Consider the following 18,815-nt stretch of genomic DNA (forward strand, 5'->3'; position numbering starts at 1 on the left):
CGATCGAAAAGGAACGCCGTGCAATTTCCGTTCCGGGGCATGAAGACGGAGCGATGCACATCATGGCAAAAATTCTGATTACGGAAGACGAAGATTCGCTTCGCTCTTTCGTCGCCCGGGCCTTGCGCCTTGACGGTCATGAGACCGACGAAGCCGCCGATGGCGCCGAGGGGCTGGAAAAGCTGAAAGATGGGGTCTACGACCTGCTGCTTTCGGATATTCGCATGCCGGTCATGGATGGCATCGAGCTTGCGCATCAGGCGAAATCCGCATTTCCGGCGCTCAAAATCCTGCTGATGACGGGCTATGCCGAGCAGCGAGAACGGGCTGACGACCTTGCGGAAAAGATCGTCGACGTCGTGTCGAAGCCGTTTGCACTTCCGGACATCCGAAAGGCGGTTGCCCGGGCGCTGGCCGCGTGAGACGGCGGCACCTTCCACACGTCCTCATTCCTGCGCCTGTTACGGGAAGCCAGCGGCGCGTCGGCGTCGTGAATGAATCATCATTTGAAAGAGAGTCTTCCGCGCTCAAGGATTTGGGCGGCGCATTGCGATCCAAGTTCAGCTACTGAATATCCAGCAGCCGCTCCAGATAGCGGCGCTCCATCTCCTGCGTCGGATTGTTGCCGAGTTTTTCGCGGATCGCATCAAGGATTTCGCGGGCGCGCTGCACGTCGATTTCGTCGGGTACCTTCACCTGATCGCCGAAATCCGGGCCCTCTGCGCGGCGCGGGCGGCCGAGCGGATCGCGGCCGTTCTGGTTGCCCTGGCCAACCTGGCCTTGCGGTCCTTGACCCTGTTGGCCCTGCTGCGCCTGCATCATCTGGTTCATCATGTCCCGGGCGCCTTGGCGCAGCGCCTCTAGCGCGCGGCCCTGGCCCTGGAGGGCCGGTTCGCCGCGGCCTTCGCCGAGTTCGCGCCCGGCACCTTCCATTTCGCGCTGTGCCTGACCAAAGCCCGGGCCGGGCTTCATGCCCATTTCGCCAAGGCCCTTCTGCAGCTCGCCGAGCTGCTTGCCAAGCGCATCCTGCTGGGCGCGGAGCTGTTTCAGCGCCTCGCGCAATTGCTCCTCAGTCATCTGCTGGTCCAAAGGTGACTGCCCCTGTTCGCCGTTCTGCCCCTGCTGCTGATCCTGCGGCTGGCCATCCTGGTCCCGCATCATTTCATCGAGCAGCGGATCGTTCATACCCATATTCGGGTCGCCACGCTGCATACGATCCTTCAACTGCTGGTCCAGTTTGAAGGTCTGCTCCATCAGCTTCTGCTGATCGCGGAGGATCTGGCCGAGCTTGTCCATCTGCTGGCGCATCTGGCTGTTGTCGCCCTGCTGTTGCTGGCCTTGTTGCGGCCTGCCGGCCTGCAAGTTGTTCATCATGCGCTGCAGTTCGGAAAGCATCTGCTGAGCGGCATCGCGGTTGCCTGAGCGGGCCAGATTCTCGATCTGGTCCATCATACGCTCCAGATCCTGCTGACGGATGACGTTCTGCGCGTTCTGGTTCGGCTGCATCGGCGCATTCTGCATGCGCTGCGCCAGTTCCTTCATATATTCGTTCATCGCCTTGCGAAGCTCGTCCATGAGCTTCTTGATCTCCGGGTCCGGCGCATTGCGCTGAAGCGCGTCGGCGAGGTTCTGCTGGGCGTTGCGCAGGTTGCGTTCCGCAAGCGAAAGGTCGCCATCCTCCATGCCGATCGCGATATCCCAGAGATAGTCGGCCGTATCCTTCAACTGCTCGTCGCCCTTGGCGAGCTTCATGCGCGTCTGCGCCGATTGCAGCAGCAGATAGTTGGTGAGACTCGGAATCGTCTCTTCGGGGCGGATCGTCAGCGCCTCGTTGAGTGCGATCGCCTCCGGCATCTTGCGGGTATCGAGCGCGAAAACCTGACGCTCTTCCGCAACGGCTGCGGCGAGCGGTTCATTGAATGGGCGTGACGGCAGCGTCGTTTCGTGCGGCGGGCTACGGCCAGTCTGGCCCGCTGCGTCCTTGGCGACCAGCGTGACGCGTACGCGCTTTCCGGCAAGCGGATGTTCGGTGAGGTTCTTGCTGGTCACGGCCTTGGCATCACGCGCATTGCGGCGAGGAATGTCGAGCCGGAAATCGGGTAGCGGATAAAGCGGCTTTGCCTGCGGATCGGTTTCGATCGGCACGATCTCCGCACGCGCTTCCTGCACGCCGTAGTCGTCCTTGACGGTGAAGCCGATTTCCAGCGCGCCGTTCACGCTGCGTTTGGGCAATCCGTCGAAAGCAATTTCGGGCGTCTTGTCGGGAATGACATTGAAGCTCCAAGTACGGCCATTGACGAGCAACGCACCGTTTTCCTCAAGCTTCATCAGATGTGTCTGTGCGGCAAGCGCAGGCGCCGCAGGAGTCTGTGGCTGGGATTGTGATGCAGCAGGCTGCTGCTTTGCCTCCGCCGCGATTTCCTCCGCCTCGCCGCTCTCTTTCCTGAAAACGACCTTTTCGTCCGTCTGCCCGCCGCTGACGCGAACGGTCAGGTTCGAGAACTGCGGAATGTTGATCGCCCGCTCAGTGCCGGTTGCCGTCAGATAGACCGGAGCGCGGCCCGTATAGGAGGGCGGGGTGACCCATGCGTCGATGCGCACGGCCGGATTGGTCGCTACCGGCGCGGCGGGCGGCTGCAGGGCGTCGGTGATCGAGCCGCCGTTGGTCGAAAGCGAGTAACCGAAGGCCGTGACGAGAAGGAGGGCGGGAATGGCACGCAACGCGAAACGGTCGTGGGTTGCGATGTCCGGGCGGGGGAAGCCGGTATCGAGGGCTGCGATCTTCTTCGCCATGCGCGTCTGGTGTTCGCGCCAAAGCGCCCTTGCGAAGGGCGTGTCGAAGGCCGGTTCGTCTTCCTGCACCGTCACCGGCTGATGCGGCAGGCCGTTGCGTTCCTCAAGCAGCCGGTCGGCCTCGGCGACATTCGGCCAGCGGAGATTGCGAAACGGGATGAGTGCGGCGAGAAAGGCAACGCCAAAGGCGATCAGCAGCGTAATACGCGCGAAATCGGGAATGGAGCGGAAGAGCCCGAACCAGGACGCTGCGAAATAGAAGGCAACGACGGAAAGAACCGGGACGAGCGGCGGCAGTATCCGCTCGGAAACGAGTACGAGGCGCGCAAAGAACCGCTTTACCGCTACGAGCCTCGCGAGAGAGGGCCGAACGGCAAATTCACCATGTCTTTGCCTGCGGGGGCTTTTCGTCAATCCGGTCTCCGCCATTTGATGCTAGAGTAACAGAAGGCGCTTCCGGCGCTTGCTGGGCAATACGCTCGCATGAAGAAAGGATAACACTCTTTGTGGCGAAGGCGAGGGCAGGCGGCCGGCAAAGCCGGTTTTTCGCCCCTATTCGCCAAAAAGTGATGAGGCTGTCAGTCGAGCCAGGCAGGCACGGAGTCGAGGCCGATCAGTTCTTCATAGGTTCTGCGAGGCCGAATCACATGGAAATCGGCGCCTTTCACCAGCACTTCCGGCACCAGCAGACGGCTGTTGTAGGTGCCTGCCTGCACCGCGCCATAAGCGCCGCCGGAACTGACGGCAAAGAGATCGCCCGGCTTCGGCATCGCCATTTCGCGATCAAGTGCCAGATAGTCGCCGGTCTCGCAAACCGGACCTACGATATCAGCTTTGATGCGCGGCGCATTGGCGGCGGAGATCACGACAGGCCGGATTTCATGCCAGGCGTCGTAAAGCGTCGGGCGGATTAGGTCGTTCATGGCCGCATCGACGATAACGAAGGTCTTTTCACCGCCGTCCTTCACATAGATGACTTCCGCGACGAGAATGCCGGCGTTGCCAACGATCAGGCGGCCCGGTTCAGTCACGATCTTGCAGTTCAGCCCGCGGAGCTGGTTCTTGACGATCGCCGCGTAGGCATCCGGCAGCGGCGGCGGATTGTTGTCTTCCTTGTAAGGAATGCCGAGGCCGCCGCCAATATCGACATGGTGGATGTCGTGGCCGTCAGCACGCAGCGTGTCGACCAGTTCGCGCAGCAGCTTGAAGGCATCGTCGAAGGGCTGCAGCTCGGTGATTTGGCTGCCGATATGCATATCGATGCCGGTGACCTCGATGCCCGGCAGCTTGGCGGCGTGTGCATAGACGGCGCGGGCGCGCTCCCAGGAAATGCCGAACTTGTTTTCCTTCTTGCCGGTCGAAATCTTCGAATGCGTCTTCGCATCCACGTCCGGATTGATGCGGAAGGAGACAGGCGCCTTCTTGCCTGCCTTGACGGCGCGCTGATTGAGGATTTCGAGTTCAGGTTCGGATTCGACGTTGAAGCAGTAGATGCCAGCCTCTAGCGCGACGTCCATCTCACGGGGCGTCTTGCCGACGCCCGAGAACATGATGCGGCTTGCCGGGATGCCTGCGGCGAGCGCGCGGCGTAATTCGCCTTCGGACACGACGTCGATGCCGGCGCCGAGCTTGCCGAGAGTCTTCAGCACCGCCTGGTTCGAATTCGCTTTCATGGCATAGCAGACCATCGAGTCGATATCGCTGAAAGCTTCAGAAAAGACCCTGTAGTGACGCTCAAGCGTTGCGGTCGAATAGCAATAGAAAGGCGTGCCGATAGCCTTGGCGATCTCCGGAACGGGGACGTTTTCGGCGTAAAGGATGCCGTCGCGATATTCGAAGTGGTTCACGGAACGTGCCTATCAAAGCAAAGGATCGAGAAGGAAAGGTCTGTCGACGGCGCCCGGCTGTTTCGTCGGCTTCGACACGTCACCTTCCTTCGTTGCCATCGCGCTCGGCGGATCGAGATCGCCTTTGCGTCCGCATCCGGCAACGGCAAGGCCGACGACGGCAAAGACAACCGTCAGGCGGATGAGGTGCGGCAAGCTGGTCTGCATGGGATTCCTCTTGGAGCGGCGCTGATGGACATCTTCATAGCGAAGTTTATCCGCCTTGTGCACCCTGATTGTTTTGCTCAGTTGCGAGCCCGCCAATAGGCGATCTGCTTGCGCACTTCGGAGGGCGCAGTGCCACCGAAGCTCTTGCGGCTTGCAACCGAAGCCTCGACCGTCAGGACGTCGTAGACCTTGTCGGTTATCGCCGCATTGATCGCCTGGAGATCAGTAAGCAGCAGTTCGGCGAGGTCGCAGCCCTTGCTTTCAGCAAGCGCCACAGCACGGCCAGTCACATGATGGGCGTCGCGGAACGGAAGTCCCACCTCGCGCACCAGCCAGTCGGCAAGATCGGTGGCTGTTGAATAGCCGGAGCCGGCCGCGGCTTTCATGCGGGCGGTATTGACCGTCATGTCGCGGACCATTCCGGTCATGGCGGCGATCGCCAGCTCCAGGCTCTCGGCGGCGTCGAAGACCTGTTCCTTGTCTTCCTGCATGTCCTTGGAATAGGCGAGCGGCAGGCCCTTCATGATCGTCAGCAGCGCAACCAGCGAGCCGTTGATGCGGCCGGTCTTGGCACGCACCAGCTCGGCAGCATCCGGGTTCTTCTTCTGCGGCATGATGGAAGAGCCGGTCGAGAAGGCATCCGAGAGACGCACGAAACCGAATTGCGGCGTCGACCAGATCACAATCTCTTCGGCCAGACGCGACAGATGCATGCCGCAGATCGCAGCGATCGACAGGAACTCGATGGCGAAATCGCGGTCGGAGACGGTATCGATCGAGTTGCGGGTCGGCTCGCGGAAACCGAGCGCCTTTGCCGTCATGTGGCGGTCGATCGGGTAGCCGGTACCGGCCAGCGCTGCCGCGCCGATGGGACTCTCGTCCAGATGCTCGATGGCGTGGCGGACGCGCGAACGGTCGCGGCCGAACATTTCGACATAGGCCATGCAATGGTGGCCGAAGGTGACGGGCTGGGCAGTCTGCAGATGCGTGAAGCCCGGCATGACGCTTTCGGCATGTTCTTCGGCGCGGTCGAGGAAGGCTGCGATGAGGTTCGTCAGCATTGCTTCCGTCTTCTGCAGCTCTTCTTTCACCCAGAGGCGGAAGTCGAGCGCCACTTGGTCGTTGCGCGAACGGGCTGTGTGAAGGCGTCCGGCCGCCGGGCCGATCAGCGCGGCAAGGCGGGCTTCGACATTCATGTGAATGTCTTCGAGTTGGCGGGAGAATTCGAAATTGCCGCTTTCAATTTCTGACAGGATCGTGTTTAGCCCGTGAACGATCTTGTCCTTATCGTCCCCGGAAATGATGCCCTGGTGGGCAAGCATCGTCGCGTGGGCGATCGATCCGCGGATATCCTGGGCAAAGAGCTTCTTGTCGAATCCGATCGAGGCATTTATCTCCTCCATGATCGCGTCGGGGCCGGATGCGAAACGTCCGCCCCACATCTGGTTGGAGGATTTGGTGTCCTTTGTGCCGTCGGCCATGAAAGATGCCTGCCTTAAGGGTGCGTGCCCTGGAGAATGAAATGACGACAAGAAAGCTGTTCAGGCTGCCATCCTTGAAATTGATCGCGATAGCCACCGTCGCAGGCATAATTGCCGGTGCGGCAGCGGTTTACATTAAGGAGACCGGGTATGGCAATGCCGGCGGCGAAACGGTCTCTGCCGAGTGCACCGCCGCCAAGGATCTTGCTCAGAAGATTACGCCGCTCGCCAAAGGCGAGGTGGCGGCGATGGTTGCTGCCAACGCGCCGCGAAAGCTCCCGTCCGTCGCCTTTAACGGTCCAGACGGCAAGCCGATGACGCTCGAGAATTTCGCGGGCAAGACCGTGCTTCTCAATCTCTGGGCGACATGGTGCGTGCCCTGCCGCGAAGAAATGCCGGCGCTGAATGCGCTGGAGAAGGAGATGGGCAGCGACAAATTCCAAGTCGTCGCAGTCAATATCGATACCGGAGATGACGAGAAACCGAAGGCTTTCCTGAGCGAGACCGGGGTCGATTCCCTACAGTTCTATCGCGACAATACGATTGGTGTCTTCAACAGCCTGAAGAAAGAGGGGCTGGCTTTTGGCCTGCCGGTGACTTTGCTCATCGATGACAAAGGGTGCCTGGTTTCGGCAATGAACGGCCCTGCCGCATGGGATAGCGGCGATGCGAAGGCGCTGATCAAGGGTGCTACAGGATCTTAAAGTTACCGCGTCGGGATGGGGGTTTCGCCGCGGTAGTCGTAGAAGCCGCGGCCGGACTTGCGGCCGAGCCAGCCGGCCTCGACATACTTCACCAGCAGTGGGCAGGGGCGGTACTTGGAATCGGCCAGGCCGTCATGCAGTACCTGCATGATCGAGAGGCAGGTGTCGAGGCCGATGAAATCGGCAAGCTGAAGCGGGCCCATCGGGTGGTTGGCGCCGAGCTTCATCGCCGTGTCGATGGCATCGACAGTGCCGACACCTTCGTAGAGCGTGTAGATCGCCTCATTGATCATCGGCAGCAGGATACGGTTGACGATGAAGGCGGGAAAGTCTTCCGCAACCGTGATGGTCTTTTCCAGCGATGCGACGAATTCCTTTGCGGTCGAAAACGTGGTTTCGTCCGTTGCTATGCCGCGCACCAATTCCACCAGCTTCATCACCGGCACTGGGTTCATGAAATGGATGCCCATGAAGTGCTCGGGCCGGTCGGTTGCCGAAGCCAGACGGGTGATGGACAGCGAGGAGGTGTTCGTCGCAAGCAGCGCGCCCGGCTTCAGCACTGGACAGACCTGCGCGTAGATCTTGCGTTTTACGGCTTCCTCCTCTGTCGCCGCCTCGATAACGAGGTCGGAGGGAGCAAGGTCATTCAGATTGGCGGAGCCGGAGATGCGGGAAAGGGTCGCTTTGCGCTCCTCATCCGTCATCTTGCCGCTCGTTACCTGACGGGCGAGGTTGCCGTTGATGGTCGCAAGACCGGATTCAATGCGCTCCTGTGTCACGTCGTAAAGCTGGACCTTGTAGCCCGCAGCTGCTGAAACATGCGCGATGCCGCAACCCATCTGGCCCGCACCGACGATACCAATCGTTTTCAACACCGCACTCATCTCTAAACCCCCGCGGCAGCTTCCCCGCTCCGCCGTATTGTTCTAATGAAACTGCCGGGCAAAGGGATCGCCCGGCAGCAGTAGTAGCGCCATAAGAGATAATTTTCCAGTCATTCGCAAGTGCGAAAAGCTGGCAATCTGCCTGTTTAAAGAGCTTTCTGAAGTTCCGGCAGTGCCTCGAAGAGATCGGCGACGAGGCCGTAGTCGGCGACCTGGAAGATCGGGGCTTCCTCATCCTTGTTGATGGCGACGATGACCTTCGAGTCCTTCATGCCGGCGAGGTGCTGGATGGCGCCGGAAATACCGCAGGCGATGTAGAGCTCCGGGGCAACCACCTTGCCGGTCTGGCCGACCTGCCAGTCGTTCGGCGCATAGCCGGCATCGACGGCCGCGCGTGAAGCGCCGACGGCCGCACCAAGCTTGTCGGCGAGCGGCAGGATGACCTCCTTGAATTTCTCGGCGGAACCGAGAGCCCTACCGCCGGAGATGATGATCCTGGCCGACGTCAGTTCCGGACGGTCGGAGGCCGACAGCGCGTCCTTGACGAAAGTCGAAAGCCCAGGATCGGAAGCAGCCGGAATTGCCTCGACGGACGCCGAACCGCTTGTCTCCGCGGCGGCGAAGGAAGCCGTGCGCACGGTGATGACCTTCTTGGCATCGGTTGCCTGCACCGTCTGGATGGCGTTGCCGGCGTAGATCGGGCGCTTGAAGGTGTCCGGCGAGATGACCTCGATGATTTCCGAGACCTGCGCCACGTCGAGCAACGCGGCAACGCGCGGCAGCACGTTCTTGCCGGTCGAGGTCGCCGCCGCAATGATCGTGTCGTAGCTGCCGGCGAGCGACACGATGAGATCGGCCAGCGGTTCAGCCAGATTGTTGGCGAGCTCGTCGCTTTCGGCGAGCAGCACCTTGGAGACGCCGGAAAGCTTGGCGGCGGCATCGGCAGCCGCCTTGGCGCCCTTGCCGGCAACCAGCACAGTGACATCGCCGGCGATCTGGCTTGCAGCGGTCAGCGCCTTGGCGGTCTGGTCGGAAAGGCTCGAATTGTCGTGGTCAGCCAAAAGCAGAATGGCCATGGTCGTATTTCCTTTCTCGAACCTTAGAGGACGCCTGCTTCGGTCTTGAGCTTCTCGACGAGCTCGGCGACCGACTTGACCTTGACGCCCGCCTTGCGGCCGGACGGCTCTTCGGTCTTCAGCACCTTGAGGCGTGGGGCGGTGGAAACGCCGAAGTCGGCCGGGCTCTTCTTGTCGAGCGGCTTCTTCTTCGCCTTCATGATGTTCGGCAGCGAGGCGTATCGCGGCTCGTTGAGACGCAGGTCGGTGGTGACGACGGCGGGAAGCTTTATATCGATCGTCTGCAGGCCGCCATCCACTTCGCGGGTCACGGTCGCCTTGCCGTCGCCGATCTCGATCTTCGAGGCGAAGGTCGCCTGGGCGGTGCCGAGAAGAGCTGCCAGCATCTGGCCGGTCTGGTTCGAATCGTCGTCGATCGCCTGCTTGCCGACGATGATCAGACCCGGCTGTTCGGCGTCGGCGACGCCCTTGAGGATCTTCGCAACGGCAAGCGGCTCGACGGCATCGTCAGTCTCGACGAGGATCGCCCGGTCGGCGCCCATGGCGAGTGCTGTGCGCAGGGTTTCCTCGGCTTTGGCGGGGCCGATCGAAACAACGATCACTTCCTCGGCCTTGCCGGCTTCCTTCAGACGCAGCGCCTCTTCCACCGAAATCTCGTCGAACGGGTTCATCGACATCTTGACGTTGGAAAGCTCGACGCCCGTGCCGTCCTGCTTGACGCGGATCTTCACATTGTAATCAACCACCCGCTTCACGGGCACGAGAATCTTCATGGGGTCCTTCCTTCAACTCTTTCGCCAAGAAAATGCGCGCTTCGGCGCCGCTCCGATTGTCGAATGGCGACATGGATACGCGTTTTTCCTCCAAATACAACGCTTGCCAGTCGCAGACAGACAAATTGCGTCTGCAAATATATGACGTTTACGTTCACGTCAATATTCAGCGCTGCCTGATTTCTAACTTAGCGTCCGGACGCCCCATTGTCAGCGGCGGCAACTACTCGCCTCACCGCCGGCGTGCTGCGAACGGCGCGTGGCGTGACGATCTCACGATCGAACAGCGGTACGCCCTTTCGGCGCATGAAGAAGACGAGTGCGGCGCCGGCTGTGATACCGCCGGCATGGGCACCCCAGGAAACATTGCCGTCCAGATCGATGAACAGCATGAAAAACTGCTGGCCGATCCAGAGGAGCAGCGGCACGAAGGCGGGAAGCGGCAAAGGAACGCGCAAGAAGACAAGCACCCAGACTTTCACGCGTGGGTGAAGGACGACATAGGCTGCAACCACGCCGGAGATCGCGCCCGAGGCGCCGACCAGCGGCGCCTGTGATTCAGACACGAGCAGACCGTGGCAAAGCGCGCCGAAGGCGGCGCAAAAGAGATAGAAGATCAGGAAGCGGAAATGCCCCATGGCATCCTCGACATTATCGCCGAAGACCCAGAGGAAGATCATGTTGGAAGCGAGGTGCCAGAAGCCGGCATGCACAAAGGCATGGGTGATGTAGGTTAGCGGCTCCGGAACAATCGCGAGACCGGGAGCCAGTGTCGCGTAGTCGAAGGCGACCGCTGGAATGTAGCCGAGGCCGACCGCTGTGGCCTGAGCTGTCTGTTCCGGAGCGAAGAAGCCGGTGAAAAGCCAGACGGCGATATTCATTCCGATCAGGCCCAGCGTCACCCACTGGACCTTGATGTGCTTCAGCGTATTGGCATCGTGCAGCGGTATGAACATAAAGCCTGCCCCGGCTATCGTGATGGCCGGAGCCTACCTGTTTTTTCCGGGAACCCAAAGTACATCCGCGTTGCCGTGGCTATTCGCATGGCGTGCCGCAACGAAAAGGAAATCCGAAAGCCGGTTGACATATTTCAGGGCCGCTTCGCTGACGATTTCGCCTTCCGTGCGGGCGAGTTCGACCATCAGTCTTTCCGCGCGGCGCGCGATGGTGCGCGCCAGATGAAGATAGGCAGCTGCCGAATGACCGCCGGGCAGAACGAAGGATTTCAAGGGTTGCAGATCGGCATTCAATTCATCGATCTCGCTCTCGATCCGCGCCACCTGCGTATCGATGATGCGCAACGGCTCGTGCGCCGACGGCTTGCCGTCGTCGGGCGTCGCAAGGTCTGCGCCGAGGTCGAAGAGATCGTTCTGGATCAGTATCAGCATTCTCTCGAGCACCGGCATGCCCTGCATATGCAGTCTTGCGACGCCGATTGCGGAGTTGACTTCGTCGATCGTGCCGTAGGCTTCCACGCGCAGGTCGTATTTGAGACGGCGCGGTCCGGAAACAAGCGCCGTCGTGCCGTCGTCGCCAGTCTTCGTGTAGATTTTGTTGAGCGTTACCATTGCCTACCCTCTCTTCCCGGCCTTAACTAGGGCGGCCGCCGCCTGTCAGCCAGAGCGTCAGCATGATCAGGATCACAGCGATCGCTTGCAGCAGCACGCGGAGCTGCATCAGCTTGTTGGAAGTGTTCGCGTCGCCGCCCTTCATCATGTTGAAAAGGCCGCGGACCAGCACGAGCGCGACGACGCCCATGATGATGATCGCGAAAAGATAGGTGGCCGTGGACATGGCGGTCGGCTTTCTTGGTCAGTCGGTCCAGCGCATCAGGCGATAGAAGAGATCCGCCGGAAACAGCCTCTTCAGCAGCATGCCCTGTTTTGCCGGAGTCGTTACAGGATAATGTGGCTTCGGATTGTTCGAGTTCAATGCGTGTTGCAACACGGCAAAAACGGCGTCGGGTTGAAGTTTATGTCGGTTCTTCGGACCCGTCCCGTCAAGCCGTGCAAGTTGCCGGCGGTAATCTGCCGCATGCACGGAATTGCGGACGTCGATATGCTCCTTGAACTTGGCGAGCGCGTTGGCGGTAAAGCGTGAGGCAATCGGACCCGGCTCGATCAGGCTCACATGGATGCCGCTGCCTTGAAGCTCCATGCGCAAGGTGATGCTCAAGCCTTCGAGCGCGAACTTCGAAGCGGTGTAGGCGCCGCGGAAGCGATAGGGCACGACGCCGAGAATGGACGAGCATTGCACAATGCGGCCCGAACCATGCTTTCTCATCAGCGGCAGCACTTGCCGCGTCAACTCGTGCCAGCCGAAGAAATTCGTTTCGAACTGAACGCGCAGCACTTCGGTCGTCAAGTCCTCGACTGCGCCGGGCTGGCCGTAGGCGCCGTTGTTGAAAAGTGCGTCGATGCGCCCGCCACTTACCTCGGCTACATTGCGAACGAAATCAGTGATCGTGTCAGGCCGCGTATAATCCATCAGGAAGGCTTCGATTCCTTCTTCCTGGAGCGGTCCGAGGTCACCGTGCTTTCGCACTGTCGCAAAGACGCGCCAGTCGTCTGCCTTCAGGGCTCGCGCGCAATAGGCACCGATGCCGGACGAGCATCCGGTCACGATGATGGTGCGCTGCTCGGCCATGGAATGATTCCTGTACAAATTGGGACTCGTTTCCCATATTCGAACCGACGATACAATGAAGAATGCCTGGGGATCGAATGCCGAAGATAGTGCGGACGCTCTATGATGTGGCATATGACGCGATCTGCCACCTCATCGAGGATGACGGTTTCGCAATGGCGAGCCACGTCGCATTATCGATCTTGCTGGCGGTTTTCCCCTTTTTGATCTTCGGCACGACGCTCGCAAACTTCCTCGGCGCCGACCAGTTCTCCTCCACGGCCGTCCATCTTATTTTCGATACTTGGCCTGAAGCGATTGCCAAGCCCATAGCCGATCAGGTGTTGCAGGTTCTGACCATCCCGCGCGGCGGGTTGCTCACGGTCTCAGTGCTGGCGGCGGCCTACTTCGCCTCCAACGGCGTCGAGGCGTTGCGCATATCGCTCAACCGCGCCTACCGCGTGCAGGAGACGCGACCCTGGTATATCACGCGCCTTGCCAGCCTCGGTTACGTGCTGATCGCCGTGATCATTTTTGCCGCCATCAGCATCCTGCTCGTCGCCGTGCCGTTCGCGCTCGATTATGCCCGGCAGTGGTTTCCGCTCTTTGCCGACACGCTAGAGATTGTTTTCAGCTGGCGAATCTACGGAACGCTCTTTGTGCTGACGGTTGGCCTGCTTGTCGTTCACCTCTGGCTGCCTGCCGGCCGCAGACGGGTTTACGACGTCATTCCCGGGGTCTTGCTGACACTGCTTCTCTGGCTCGCTGGCGCGCTGATCTTCGCCTTTTACCTCGCCACCTTCGCGAACTATACGGCGACCTATGCGGGTCTGGCATCTGTGATGGTCGTGCTGATCTTCCTCTACATGGTGGGGGTGATCTTCATCGTCGGCGCAGAGATCAATGCGGCGCTGTTGAAATTCCGGGTGCGTGCGATCTTCGCACGCAATTTCCTGAGCGGGCAGGGCAGCAAGCCTTCAAAGACCGACAAGGTGCCGGATGTCGGCCGCCGATAGCCCTTTGCCCCGCAACTCCGCAAGCCCGGTATCGCCATTGCTTTTCGAGAGTTTGCGTCCGCTCGCATCCGTCACCAGCCGATGGTGGTGATAGATCGGCTGAGGCAGGTCGAGCAATACCTGCAGCAGCCGGTGGACCGATGTTGCATGAAAGAGGTCGAGCCCGCGCACGACATGCGTGACGTACTGCAGCGCATCGTCAATTACAACCGAGAGGTGATAGCTCGACGGCGCATCCGAGCGCGAAAGAACAACATCCCCCCACACCGATGGATCGGCGGCAATTTCCTCGGTCTCGCCGTCGCCGGTCTCGCTCCAATATAAAACATGGCCGGCAACCTGCAGTGCGCGCGTCATATCCAGACGCCAGGCGTGTTTCAGTCCGGAGGCAAACATCCTGCCCCGCTCGCCCTCACTTCGGTCGCGATCATCGGCTGGGTAGTGCGGCGAACCATCCGGGTCGCGCGGCCAGGGGCTGCCGCCGGTTTCGGAAGCGGACACTCTGGCTCTCACCTGGCCGCGCGTCAAAAACGAAGGATAGACCAGTCCACGTTTGATCAGACCATGCAACGCCGCATGATATTCCGCGAAATGGTCGGATTGCCGCCGGACGGGTTTCTCCCAGCTGATCCCGAGCCATTCGAGGTCGGCATAGATGCCCGCTTCGAATTCGGGTGTACAACGCGTCAGATCGATGTCTTCGATGCGCAGCAACAGGCGCCCGCCCGCGGCCGCGGCCATGTCCTGATTGAGGAAGGCCGAAAGCGCGTGGCCGAGATGCAGCGGGCCGTTGGGGCTGGGCGCAAAACGGAAAACGGGCTTTTGACGCTGAGTCGTGACCATGCTTTCTTCTGCCACGAATTCGAAACTATCGCGAGGCAACGTGCAGATCATCCGAAGCGACGAGGATATCCGTGAGGGACTAAAGCATCTGCTTCGCCTCGACCCGCGGCTCGCCGGTATTGCCGAGGAGGCGGGGCCGATTCCGCTGCGCCTTCACGAGCCGGGTTTTGCAGGCCTTGCGCATATCATTGTTTCGCAGATGGTTTCGCGTGCAAGCGCCGATGCCATCTGGCGACGGATGTCGCCTGCCGAAGGGTTGCTGACGGCAAAAAGCTATGTCGCGCTGCGACCGGATGCCTGGCGGGAATTCGGTCTGTCGCGTGCCAAGGCGACAACGCTCTCGAGCATCGCCGAAGCAGTCGTATCCGGCCGCCTTGATCTCGCACTTCTTTCCTCGAAGCCGCCGGCAGAGGCGCTTGCCGAGTTGACGGCGCTGAAGGGCGTCGGTCCCTGGACGGCAGAAGTCTATCTGATGTTTTGCGGCGGGCATGCGGATGTCTTCCCGTCGGGAGACGTCGCATTGCAGAACGCCGTCGCTGCAGCCTTTGGTCTCGCACAGCGCCCGCAGGCGAAAGCGCTCGCCTCACTTGCCACGGCCTGGTCTCCCTGGAGATCCGTTGCAGCAAGGCTTTTCTGGGCTTACTACGCTCAGAAACTCGGTCGCGGGCTCCTGCCAGTCGGCTGATGGGCTGTGCTCATCGAATTGCCGTTATTGACTGAATTTATTGGACTTCACAAGGCTGTCACAACCGGCCTAATATAAGGATGCAGATGCCGAATCGCTCAGGAGAGTCCCTTGACGATTGCAGTCTCCCCCCAGGCCCTGCCGGCGCTCGTCCTGAACGCTGACTACCGGCCTTTGAGTTATTATCCCTTGTCGCTCTGGTCCTGGCAGGACGCGATCAAGGCGGTTTTCCTTGACCGCGTGAATATCATCGCGGAATACGAACACTCGGTTTCCTCGCCGAGCTTCTCGATGCGGCTTCCAAGCGTCGTCTGCCTCAAGACTTACGTTCAGCCTTCGCGGAACCCGGCCTTCACCCGGTTCAATGTCTTTCTCCGCGACAAGTTCGAATGTCAGTATTGTGGCGAGCATGACGATCTGACTTTCGATCACGTCATCCCGCGTGCCCATGGTGGCGAGACGACCTGGCAAAATGTCGTGGCGGCCTGCTCTCCCTGCAATCTCAGGAAGGGCAGCAAGCTGCCGAAGCAGGCAGGCATGTTCCCCTCGCAGAAGCCGTATCAGCCGACCGTGCAGGATCTGCACAACAATGGCCGGCTTTTCCCGCCGAACTATCTGCATGACAGCTGGCTCGACTATCTCTACTGGGATACCGAACTGCAGCCCTGATCGCTGCTATTCCCTTGCTTATGCCGATTTGCGGACGCCGATGAACGCGAAGGCCGCAAGGATCAGGCTGGTGATCACGTTCCAGCCGGCAAAGGAAAGACCGAGCACGCGCAGCGCTGCATCCGTGCAGGACGGGCCGGTAACTGTGTTGAGTTCCGTTAGTAGGTCGCCGGCATTCTGTGTCATGCTGCTTGCACTGGTCGAGCAGGTCGCAGGTCCCGCCCAGAAATGCCATTCGACGCCGGCGTGATAAACCCCCATACCAGCACCGACCACCATTAGGATACCCGCCGCCAAAAGCAGCGCGCGGGCGACCCAGTTCGGCAGGCCGAAGAGCGACGCGAGCGCACCGAGTATCGCGATCGGAATGCCGTAGTAATAGGGTTGGCGCTGCAGCAGGCAAAGCGCACAGGGGATGTAGCCGCCGATATATTGGAAGCCGAGCGCGGTGCCGACGACCGCTGACATGCCGAGCGCCAGGAGCAGTGAATAGAAAACGACCGGGCGGGAAAGGGGCGAGGCGATGGCAGTCATGGCGGAACTCCGCGAGGTTGGCTCAGTGGGCAAGGTAGCGATAGACAATATAAAGCACGATGGCGACCACTGCACCGATGCTGACGATATGTCCCAGGCGCTTTTCGATGAAATGGCGGATCGGCTCGCCGTAGCGGCGGAGCAGCCAGGCCAGGAATAGGAAGCGCGCACCGCGGGCGACGATCGCCGAGACTATGAATAGCCATATATTGACGTGGATCACGCCGGACAGGATCGTCACGATCTTGATCGGCGGCAGGTGCGCCAGTCCCGACGTCACCAACAAAAGCAGGATCGTTTCGTAGGTGACATAGGATTTCATCTGCTCGAAGGCATCGAGCTTTCCGTAAAATTCCAGCACCGGCCGCGCCACGGTCTCGTAGGCATAGAAGCCAAGCGCCCAGCCGGCGATCCCACCGAGAACCGAGGCGACTGTAGCAACGATCGCATATCGATATGAGCGCTCCGGCTTGGCGAGCGCCATGGGCAGAAAAAGGACGTCGGCCGGGACGAGAAAGACGGAGCTTTCGACGAAGGCGATAACGGCGAGCCAGACTTCGGCCGATCTGCGGGCCGCAAGAGACATGGTCCAGTCGTAAAGTCTGCGGAGCATTCCATTCCTTTCGTGCTGCGGTGCAAAAGCTTTAGGGGGGCAGTCCGGCGCTGTAAATGCCAAGTGTGGCAATGATGCCAGCGTGCCACGAAAATTTTCGTGATCCGTATAGCGGCTGTGCTCCCAAGTCTTCGGGAGATTGCAAATCGGGAAATCCGCTGCAAGCTGTGGTGCTGCTCAACCACGCTTTCAGGCACCTGAAGATGCAGCGCGACTTTGCCGCTTCCGGCCGATCCGATCCCCGACGATTTTTAACGCGGACGCTTATTGGCCTTCGGTCGAAGGCTCACGTTGATCGGACTGCGCCTCGCGCTTCGCGTTCAGCGCGTTCATCTCCGTGCGCTCCCGTGCCATGTCGCTGACGGCAGATCTCAAAGCAGGGTGGCGGGCCGTGAACATGTTGAAGTCGCGGCGTTCCAGTACCAGGAACTGGCAAAAATCGATGGCAATAACATCGGCCGTCCGCCTCCCGCCGCTCAGGAGAGCCATTTCACCGAAAAATGCACCAGGTTCGAGACGGACGGCGCCGCCGGGAAGACGGACCTCCACGGCCCCGGACGAGAGAAAATACATGCCGTCGCCGCGGTCGCCCTTGCGCATGACGCGTTCACCGGGCAGCGCCGATTTGGGGCGGAAGAGGAGGAGCAGTTCTTCCTGCGAGTGCTCATCAACCTTGGCGAAAAGCGGAAAAGTCTCAATCAGTTGCTGAATCTCCAGCTGATGCTGGCGCTCCCGCGCTTCGTTGAGCGCCCTGATCTTTTCAAGCTCGCGGCTGAGTAGCTCATGCCGGCGCCGCCCGTAACGATTGCTGAGCACCGGCCATCTGCCGTGCACATAGGTGTGCAGTGCTTCGGCGCCGGCGCAGACGAGTGGATTGAGCGTGATCGAAATGATCGCGGAGGCGAGGATGACATCCTGTCCGTCGTTCGGCAACAATCCGAGGGAAACGCCGAGACCGGCAAGAATGAAGGAGAATTCGCCGATCTGCGCCAATCCGCCTGAGACGGTCAGCGCCATTCCGATCGGATAGCGAAGCAGCGTGACAATCGCAAAGGAGATGATTGCCTTGCCGACGATGATCAACGCCAGCGCGCTGATGACGACCATCGGCTGGCGTATCAGAATCGATGGATCGAACAGCATGCCGACCGACACGAAGAACAAGACCGAAAAGGCGTTCTGAAGCGGCAGAGAATCGGCCGCCGCCCGGTGACTGAGATTGGACTCGCTCATCACGACGCCCGCGAAGAAAGCGCCCAGGGCGAACGAGACGCCGAAGATTTCGGCGGAGCCGAAGGCGATGCCAAGCGCGATGGCGAGGACCGTCAGGGTGAAGAGTTCGCGCGAGCCGGTTCGGGCGACGAGCGTCAGGAGCCAGGGAACGATCTTCGGGCCGACAAAGATCGCCATGACCGCAAAAGCGCCGACCTTCAGCAAAGTCAGCGCGATCGCCAACGAAAGCGGCAGCCCAGCGCCGTGTGCAGCGTCGCTGGCGGCGTGGCCGCCGAGCAATTCCGCAAGGGCAGGCAGCAGCACCAGCGCCAGGACCATCGCCAGATCTTCGACGATCAGCCAGCCGACTGCGACGCGGCCGCTGGCGGAATTCAGGAGGTTTCGCTCCTCCAGAACCTTCAGCAGCACAACGGTGCTCGCCACCGACAGGCTGAGGCCGAAGACGATCCCGGCGCCGAGTCCCCAGCCCCACCATTGGGCGAGTCCGATACCGAGCAGCGTAGCAATGACGATCCGGATGATCGCGCCCGGCACGGCGATACCGCGCACTGCAAGCAGGTCAGCGGCGGAAAAATGGAGCCCGACGCCGAACATCAGCAGGATGACGCCCATCTCCGCCAACTGCCCGGCAAGCCCCGTGTCGGCCACGAAGCCGGGCGTGAACGGTCCCATGAGTATGCCTGCGACGAGATAGCCGACCAGCGGCGGCAGTCGCAGCCTGTCGGCCACATATCCCAGCACCGCCGCAAAGACGAAGCTGACGGCGACTGTGGCAATAAGCGTTACTTCCTGATGCACATCCGTCCCTTGATGTTCGTTGGCGGCTGCCACT

20 protein-coding genes are annotated in these 18,815 nt (G+C 60.6%); 5 read left to right on the plus strand and 15 right to left on the minus strand.

Annotated features, from left to right (window positions below; genetic code table 11):
* Positions 1 to 62 precede the first annotated feature (62 nt).
* Positions 63 to 422, plus strand: coding sequence for a response regulator (locus ACZ9BX_RS17860; protein WP_027512336.1), 360 nt, complete (start codon positions 63 to 65; stop codon positions 420 to 422).
* A 142-nt stretch (positions 423 to 564) separates the two neighbouring features.
* On the opposite strand, the gene ACZ9BX_RS17865 is transcribed toward ACZ9BX_RS17860, so the two are convergent.
* The 4 genes from ACZ9BX_RS17865 to argH form a co-directional block, all read right to left on the minus strand.
* Positions 565 to 3,222: a TIGR02302 family protein gene (locus tag ACZ9BX_RS17865; RefSeq protein WP_476219282.1), complete on the minus strand. Its 2,658-nt coding sequence runs from the start codon at positions 3,220 to 3,222 to the stop codon at positions 565 to 567.
* Positions 3,223 to 3,371: 149 nt separating this feature from the next.
* Complete coding sequence (gene lysA, locus ACZ9BX_RS17870) at positions 3,372 to 4,640, minus strand: diaminopimelate decarboxylase (protein ID WP_476219284.1); 1,269 nt, start codon at positions 4,638 to 4,640, stop codon at positions 3,372 to 3,374.
* Between the two features lie 12 nt (positions 4,641 to 4,652).
* Positions 4,653 to 4,847: an LPS translocon maturation chaperone LptM gene (gene lptM, locus ACZ9BX_RS17875; protein ID WP_027512333.1), complete on the minus strand. Its 195-nt coding sequence runs from the start codon at positions 4,845 to 4,847 to the stop codon at positions 4,653 to 4,655.
* A 77-nt stretch (positions 4,848 to 4,924) separates the two neighbouring features.
* Positions 4,925 to 6,328, minus strand: a complete 1,404-nt coding sequence (gene argH / locus ACZ9BX_RS17880) for an argininosuccinate lyase (protein WP_027512332.1) — start codon at positions 6,326 to 6,328, stop codon at positions 4,925 to 4,927.
* 41 nt (positions 6,329 to 6,369) lie between these two features.
* Between argH and tlpA the strand changes: the two genes are divergently transcribed.
* Positions 6,370 to 7,032, plus strand: coding sequence for a thiol:disulfide interchange protein TlpA (gene tlpA, locus ACZ9BX_RS17885; RefSeq protein ID WP_476219287.1), 663 nt, complete (start codon positions 6,370 to 6,372; stop codon positions 7,030 to 7,032).
* Positions 7,033 to 7,034: 2 nt separating this feature from the next.
* Here tlpA and ACZ9BX_RS17890 read toward each other — a convergent pair whose 3' ends face one another.
* From ACZ9BX_RS17890 to ACZ9BX_RS17920, 7 genes are all read right to left on the minus strand, one after another.
* Positions 7,035 to 7,916 carry a 3-hydroxybutyryl-CoA dehydrogenase gene (locus tag ACZ9BX_RS17890; RefSeq protein ID WP_027512330.1) on the minus strand — a complete coding sequence of 294 codons (882 nt, stop codon included), beginning with the start codon at positions 7,914 to 7,916 and terminating at the stop codon, positions 7,035 to 7,037.
* A 146-nt stretch (positions 7,917 to 8,062) separates the two neighbouring features.
* Positions 8,063 to 8,992: an electron transfer flavoprotein subunit alpha/FixB family protein gene (locus ACZ9BX_RS17895; RefSeq protein ID WP_476219289.1), complete on the minus strand. Its 930-nt coding sequence runs from the start codon at positions 8,990 to 8,992 to the stop codon at positions 8,063 to 8,065.
* Between the two features lie 23 nt (positions 8,993 to 9,015).
* The gene (locus ACZ9BX_RS17900; RefSeq protein WP_476219291.1) at positions 9,016 to 9,765 is read right to left on the minus strand and encodes an electron transfer flavoprotein subunit beta/FixA family protein; all 750 of its coding nucleotides are present in this window, start codon (positions 9,763 to 9,765) and stop codon (positions 9,016 to 9,018) included.
* A 188-nt stretch (positions 9,766 to 9,953) separates the two neighbouring features.
* The gene (locus ACZ9BX_RS17905) at positions 9,954 to 10,721 is read right to left on the minus strand and encodes a rhomboid family intramembrane serine protease (protein ID WP_476219292.1); all 768 of its coding nucleotides are present in this window, start codon (positions 10,719 to 10,721) and stop codon (positions 9,954 to 9,956) included.
* A gap of 33 nt (positions 10,722 to 10,754) precedes the next feature.
* Complete coding sequence (locus ACZ9BX_RS17910) at positions 10,755 to 11,333, minus strand: cob(I)yrinic acid a,c-diamide adenosyltransferase (RefSeq protein WP_476219294.1); 579 nt, start codon at positions 11,331 to 11,333, stop codon at positions 10,755 to 10,757.
* 22 nt (positions 11,334 to 11,355) lie between these two features.
* Entirely contained in the window at positions 11,356 to 11,559 is a 204-nt protein-coding gene (locus tag ACZ9BX_RS17915; protein ID WP_476219296.1) for a twin transmembrane helix small protein, read from the minus strand.
* A gap of 18 nt (positions 11,560 to 11,577) precedes the next feature.
* On the minus strand, positions 11,578 to 12,411 hold the full coding sequence (locus ACZ9BX_RS17920; protein WP_476219297.1) for an SDR family oxidoreductase: 834 nt from the start codon (positions 12,409 to 12,411) through the stop codon (positions 11,578 to 11,580).
* Between the two features lie 77 nt (positions 12,412 to 12,488).
* Here ACZ9BX_RS17920 and ACZ9BX_RS17925 point away from each other — a divergent pair, with 77 nt between their 5' ends.
* A complete protein-coding gene (locus ACZ9BX_RS17925) occupies positions 12,489 to 13,406 on the plus strand; it encodes a YihY/virulence factor BrkB family protein (protein ID WP_476219298.1) in 918 nt (305 codons plus the stop codon).
* Here the strand turns inward: ACZ9BX_RS17925 and gluQRS are convergent.
* Positions 13,368 to 14,249, minus strand: a complete 882-nt coding sequence (gluQRS, locus tag ACZ9BX_RS17930) for a tRNA glutamyl-Q(34) synthetase GluQRS (protein WP_476219304.1) — start codon at positions 14,247 to 14,249, stop codon at positions 13,368 to 13,370. The two genes, ACZ9BX_RS17925 and gluQRS, sit on opposite strands and share 39 nt — an antisense overlap.
* Here gluQRS and ACZ9BX_RS17935 point away from each other — a divergent pair.
* Together ACZ9BX_RS17935 and ACZ9BX_RS17940 are read left to right on the plus strand one after the other, a co-directional pair.
* Positions 14,248 to 14,934 (plus strand): DNA-3-methyladenine glycosylase family protein, encoded by a 687-nt coding sequence (locus ACZ9BX_RS17935; protein ID WP_476219305.1) that lies wholly within the window; start codon positions 14,248 to 14,250, stop codon positions 14,932 to 14,934. The genes gluQRS and ACZ9BX_RS17935 overlap by 2 nt on opposite strands.
* A gap of 111 nt (positions 14,935 to 15,045) precedes the next feature.
* On the plus strand, positions 15,046 to 15,603 hold the full coding sequence (locus tag ACZ9BX_RS17940) for an HNH endonuclease (protein WP_027512321.1): 558 nt from the start codon (positions 15,046 to 15,048) through the stop codon (positions 15,601 to 15,603).
* 18 nt (positions 15,604 to 15,621) lie between these two features.
* Here ACZ9BX_RS17940 and ACZ9BX_RS17945 read toward each other — a convergent pair whose 3' ends face one another.
* The 3 genes from ACZ9BX_RS17945 to ACZ9BX_RS17955 all read right to left on the minus strand — a co-directional run bounded on the left by ACZ9BX_RS17945 (position 15,622) and on the right by ACZ9BX_RS17955 (position 18,781).
* Positions 15,622 to 16,137 (minus strand): disulfide bond formation protein B, encoded by a 516-nt coding sequence (locus tag ACZ9BX_RS17945; protein ID WP_132567879.1) that lies wholly within the window; start codon positions 16,135 to 16,137, stop codon positions 15,622 to 15,624.
* Between the two features lie 22 nt (positions 16,138 to 16,159).
* Complete coding sequence (locus ACZ9BX_RS17950) at positions 16,160 to 16,750, minus strand: YqaA family protein (RefSeq protein ID WP_027512319.1); 591 nt, start codon at positions 16,748 to 16,750, stop codon at positions 16,160 to 16,162.
* A 264-nt stretch (positions 16,751 to 17,014) separates the two neighbouring features.
* Positions 17,015 to 18,781, minus strand: a complete 1,767-nt coding sequence (locus tag ACZ9BX_RS17955) for a cation:proton antiporter domain-containing protein (protein WP_476219308.1) — start codon at positions 18,779 to 18,781, stop codon at positions 17,015 to 17,017.
* Between the last annotated feature and the right edge of the window lie 34 nt (positions 18,782 to 18,815).

The sequence above is a fragment of the Rhizobium sp. USDA 3886 genome, assembly GCF_056279785.1.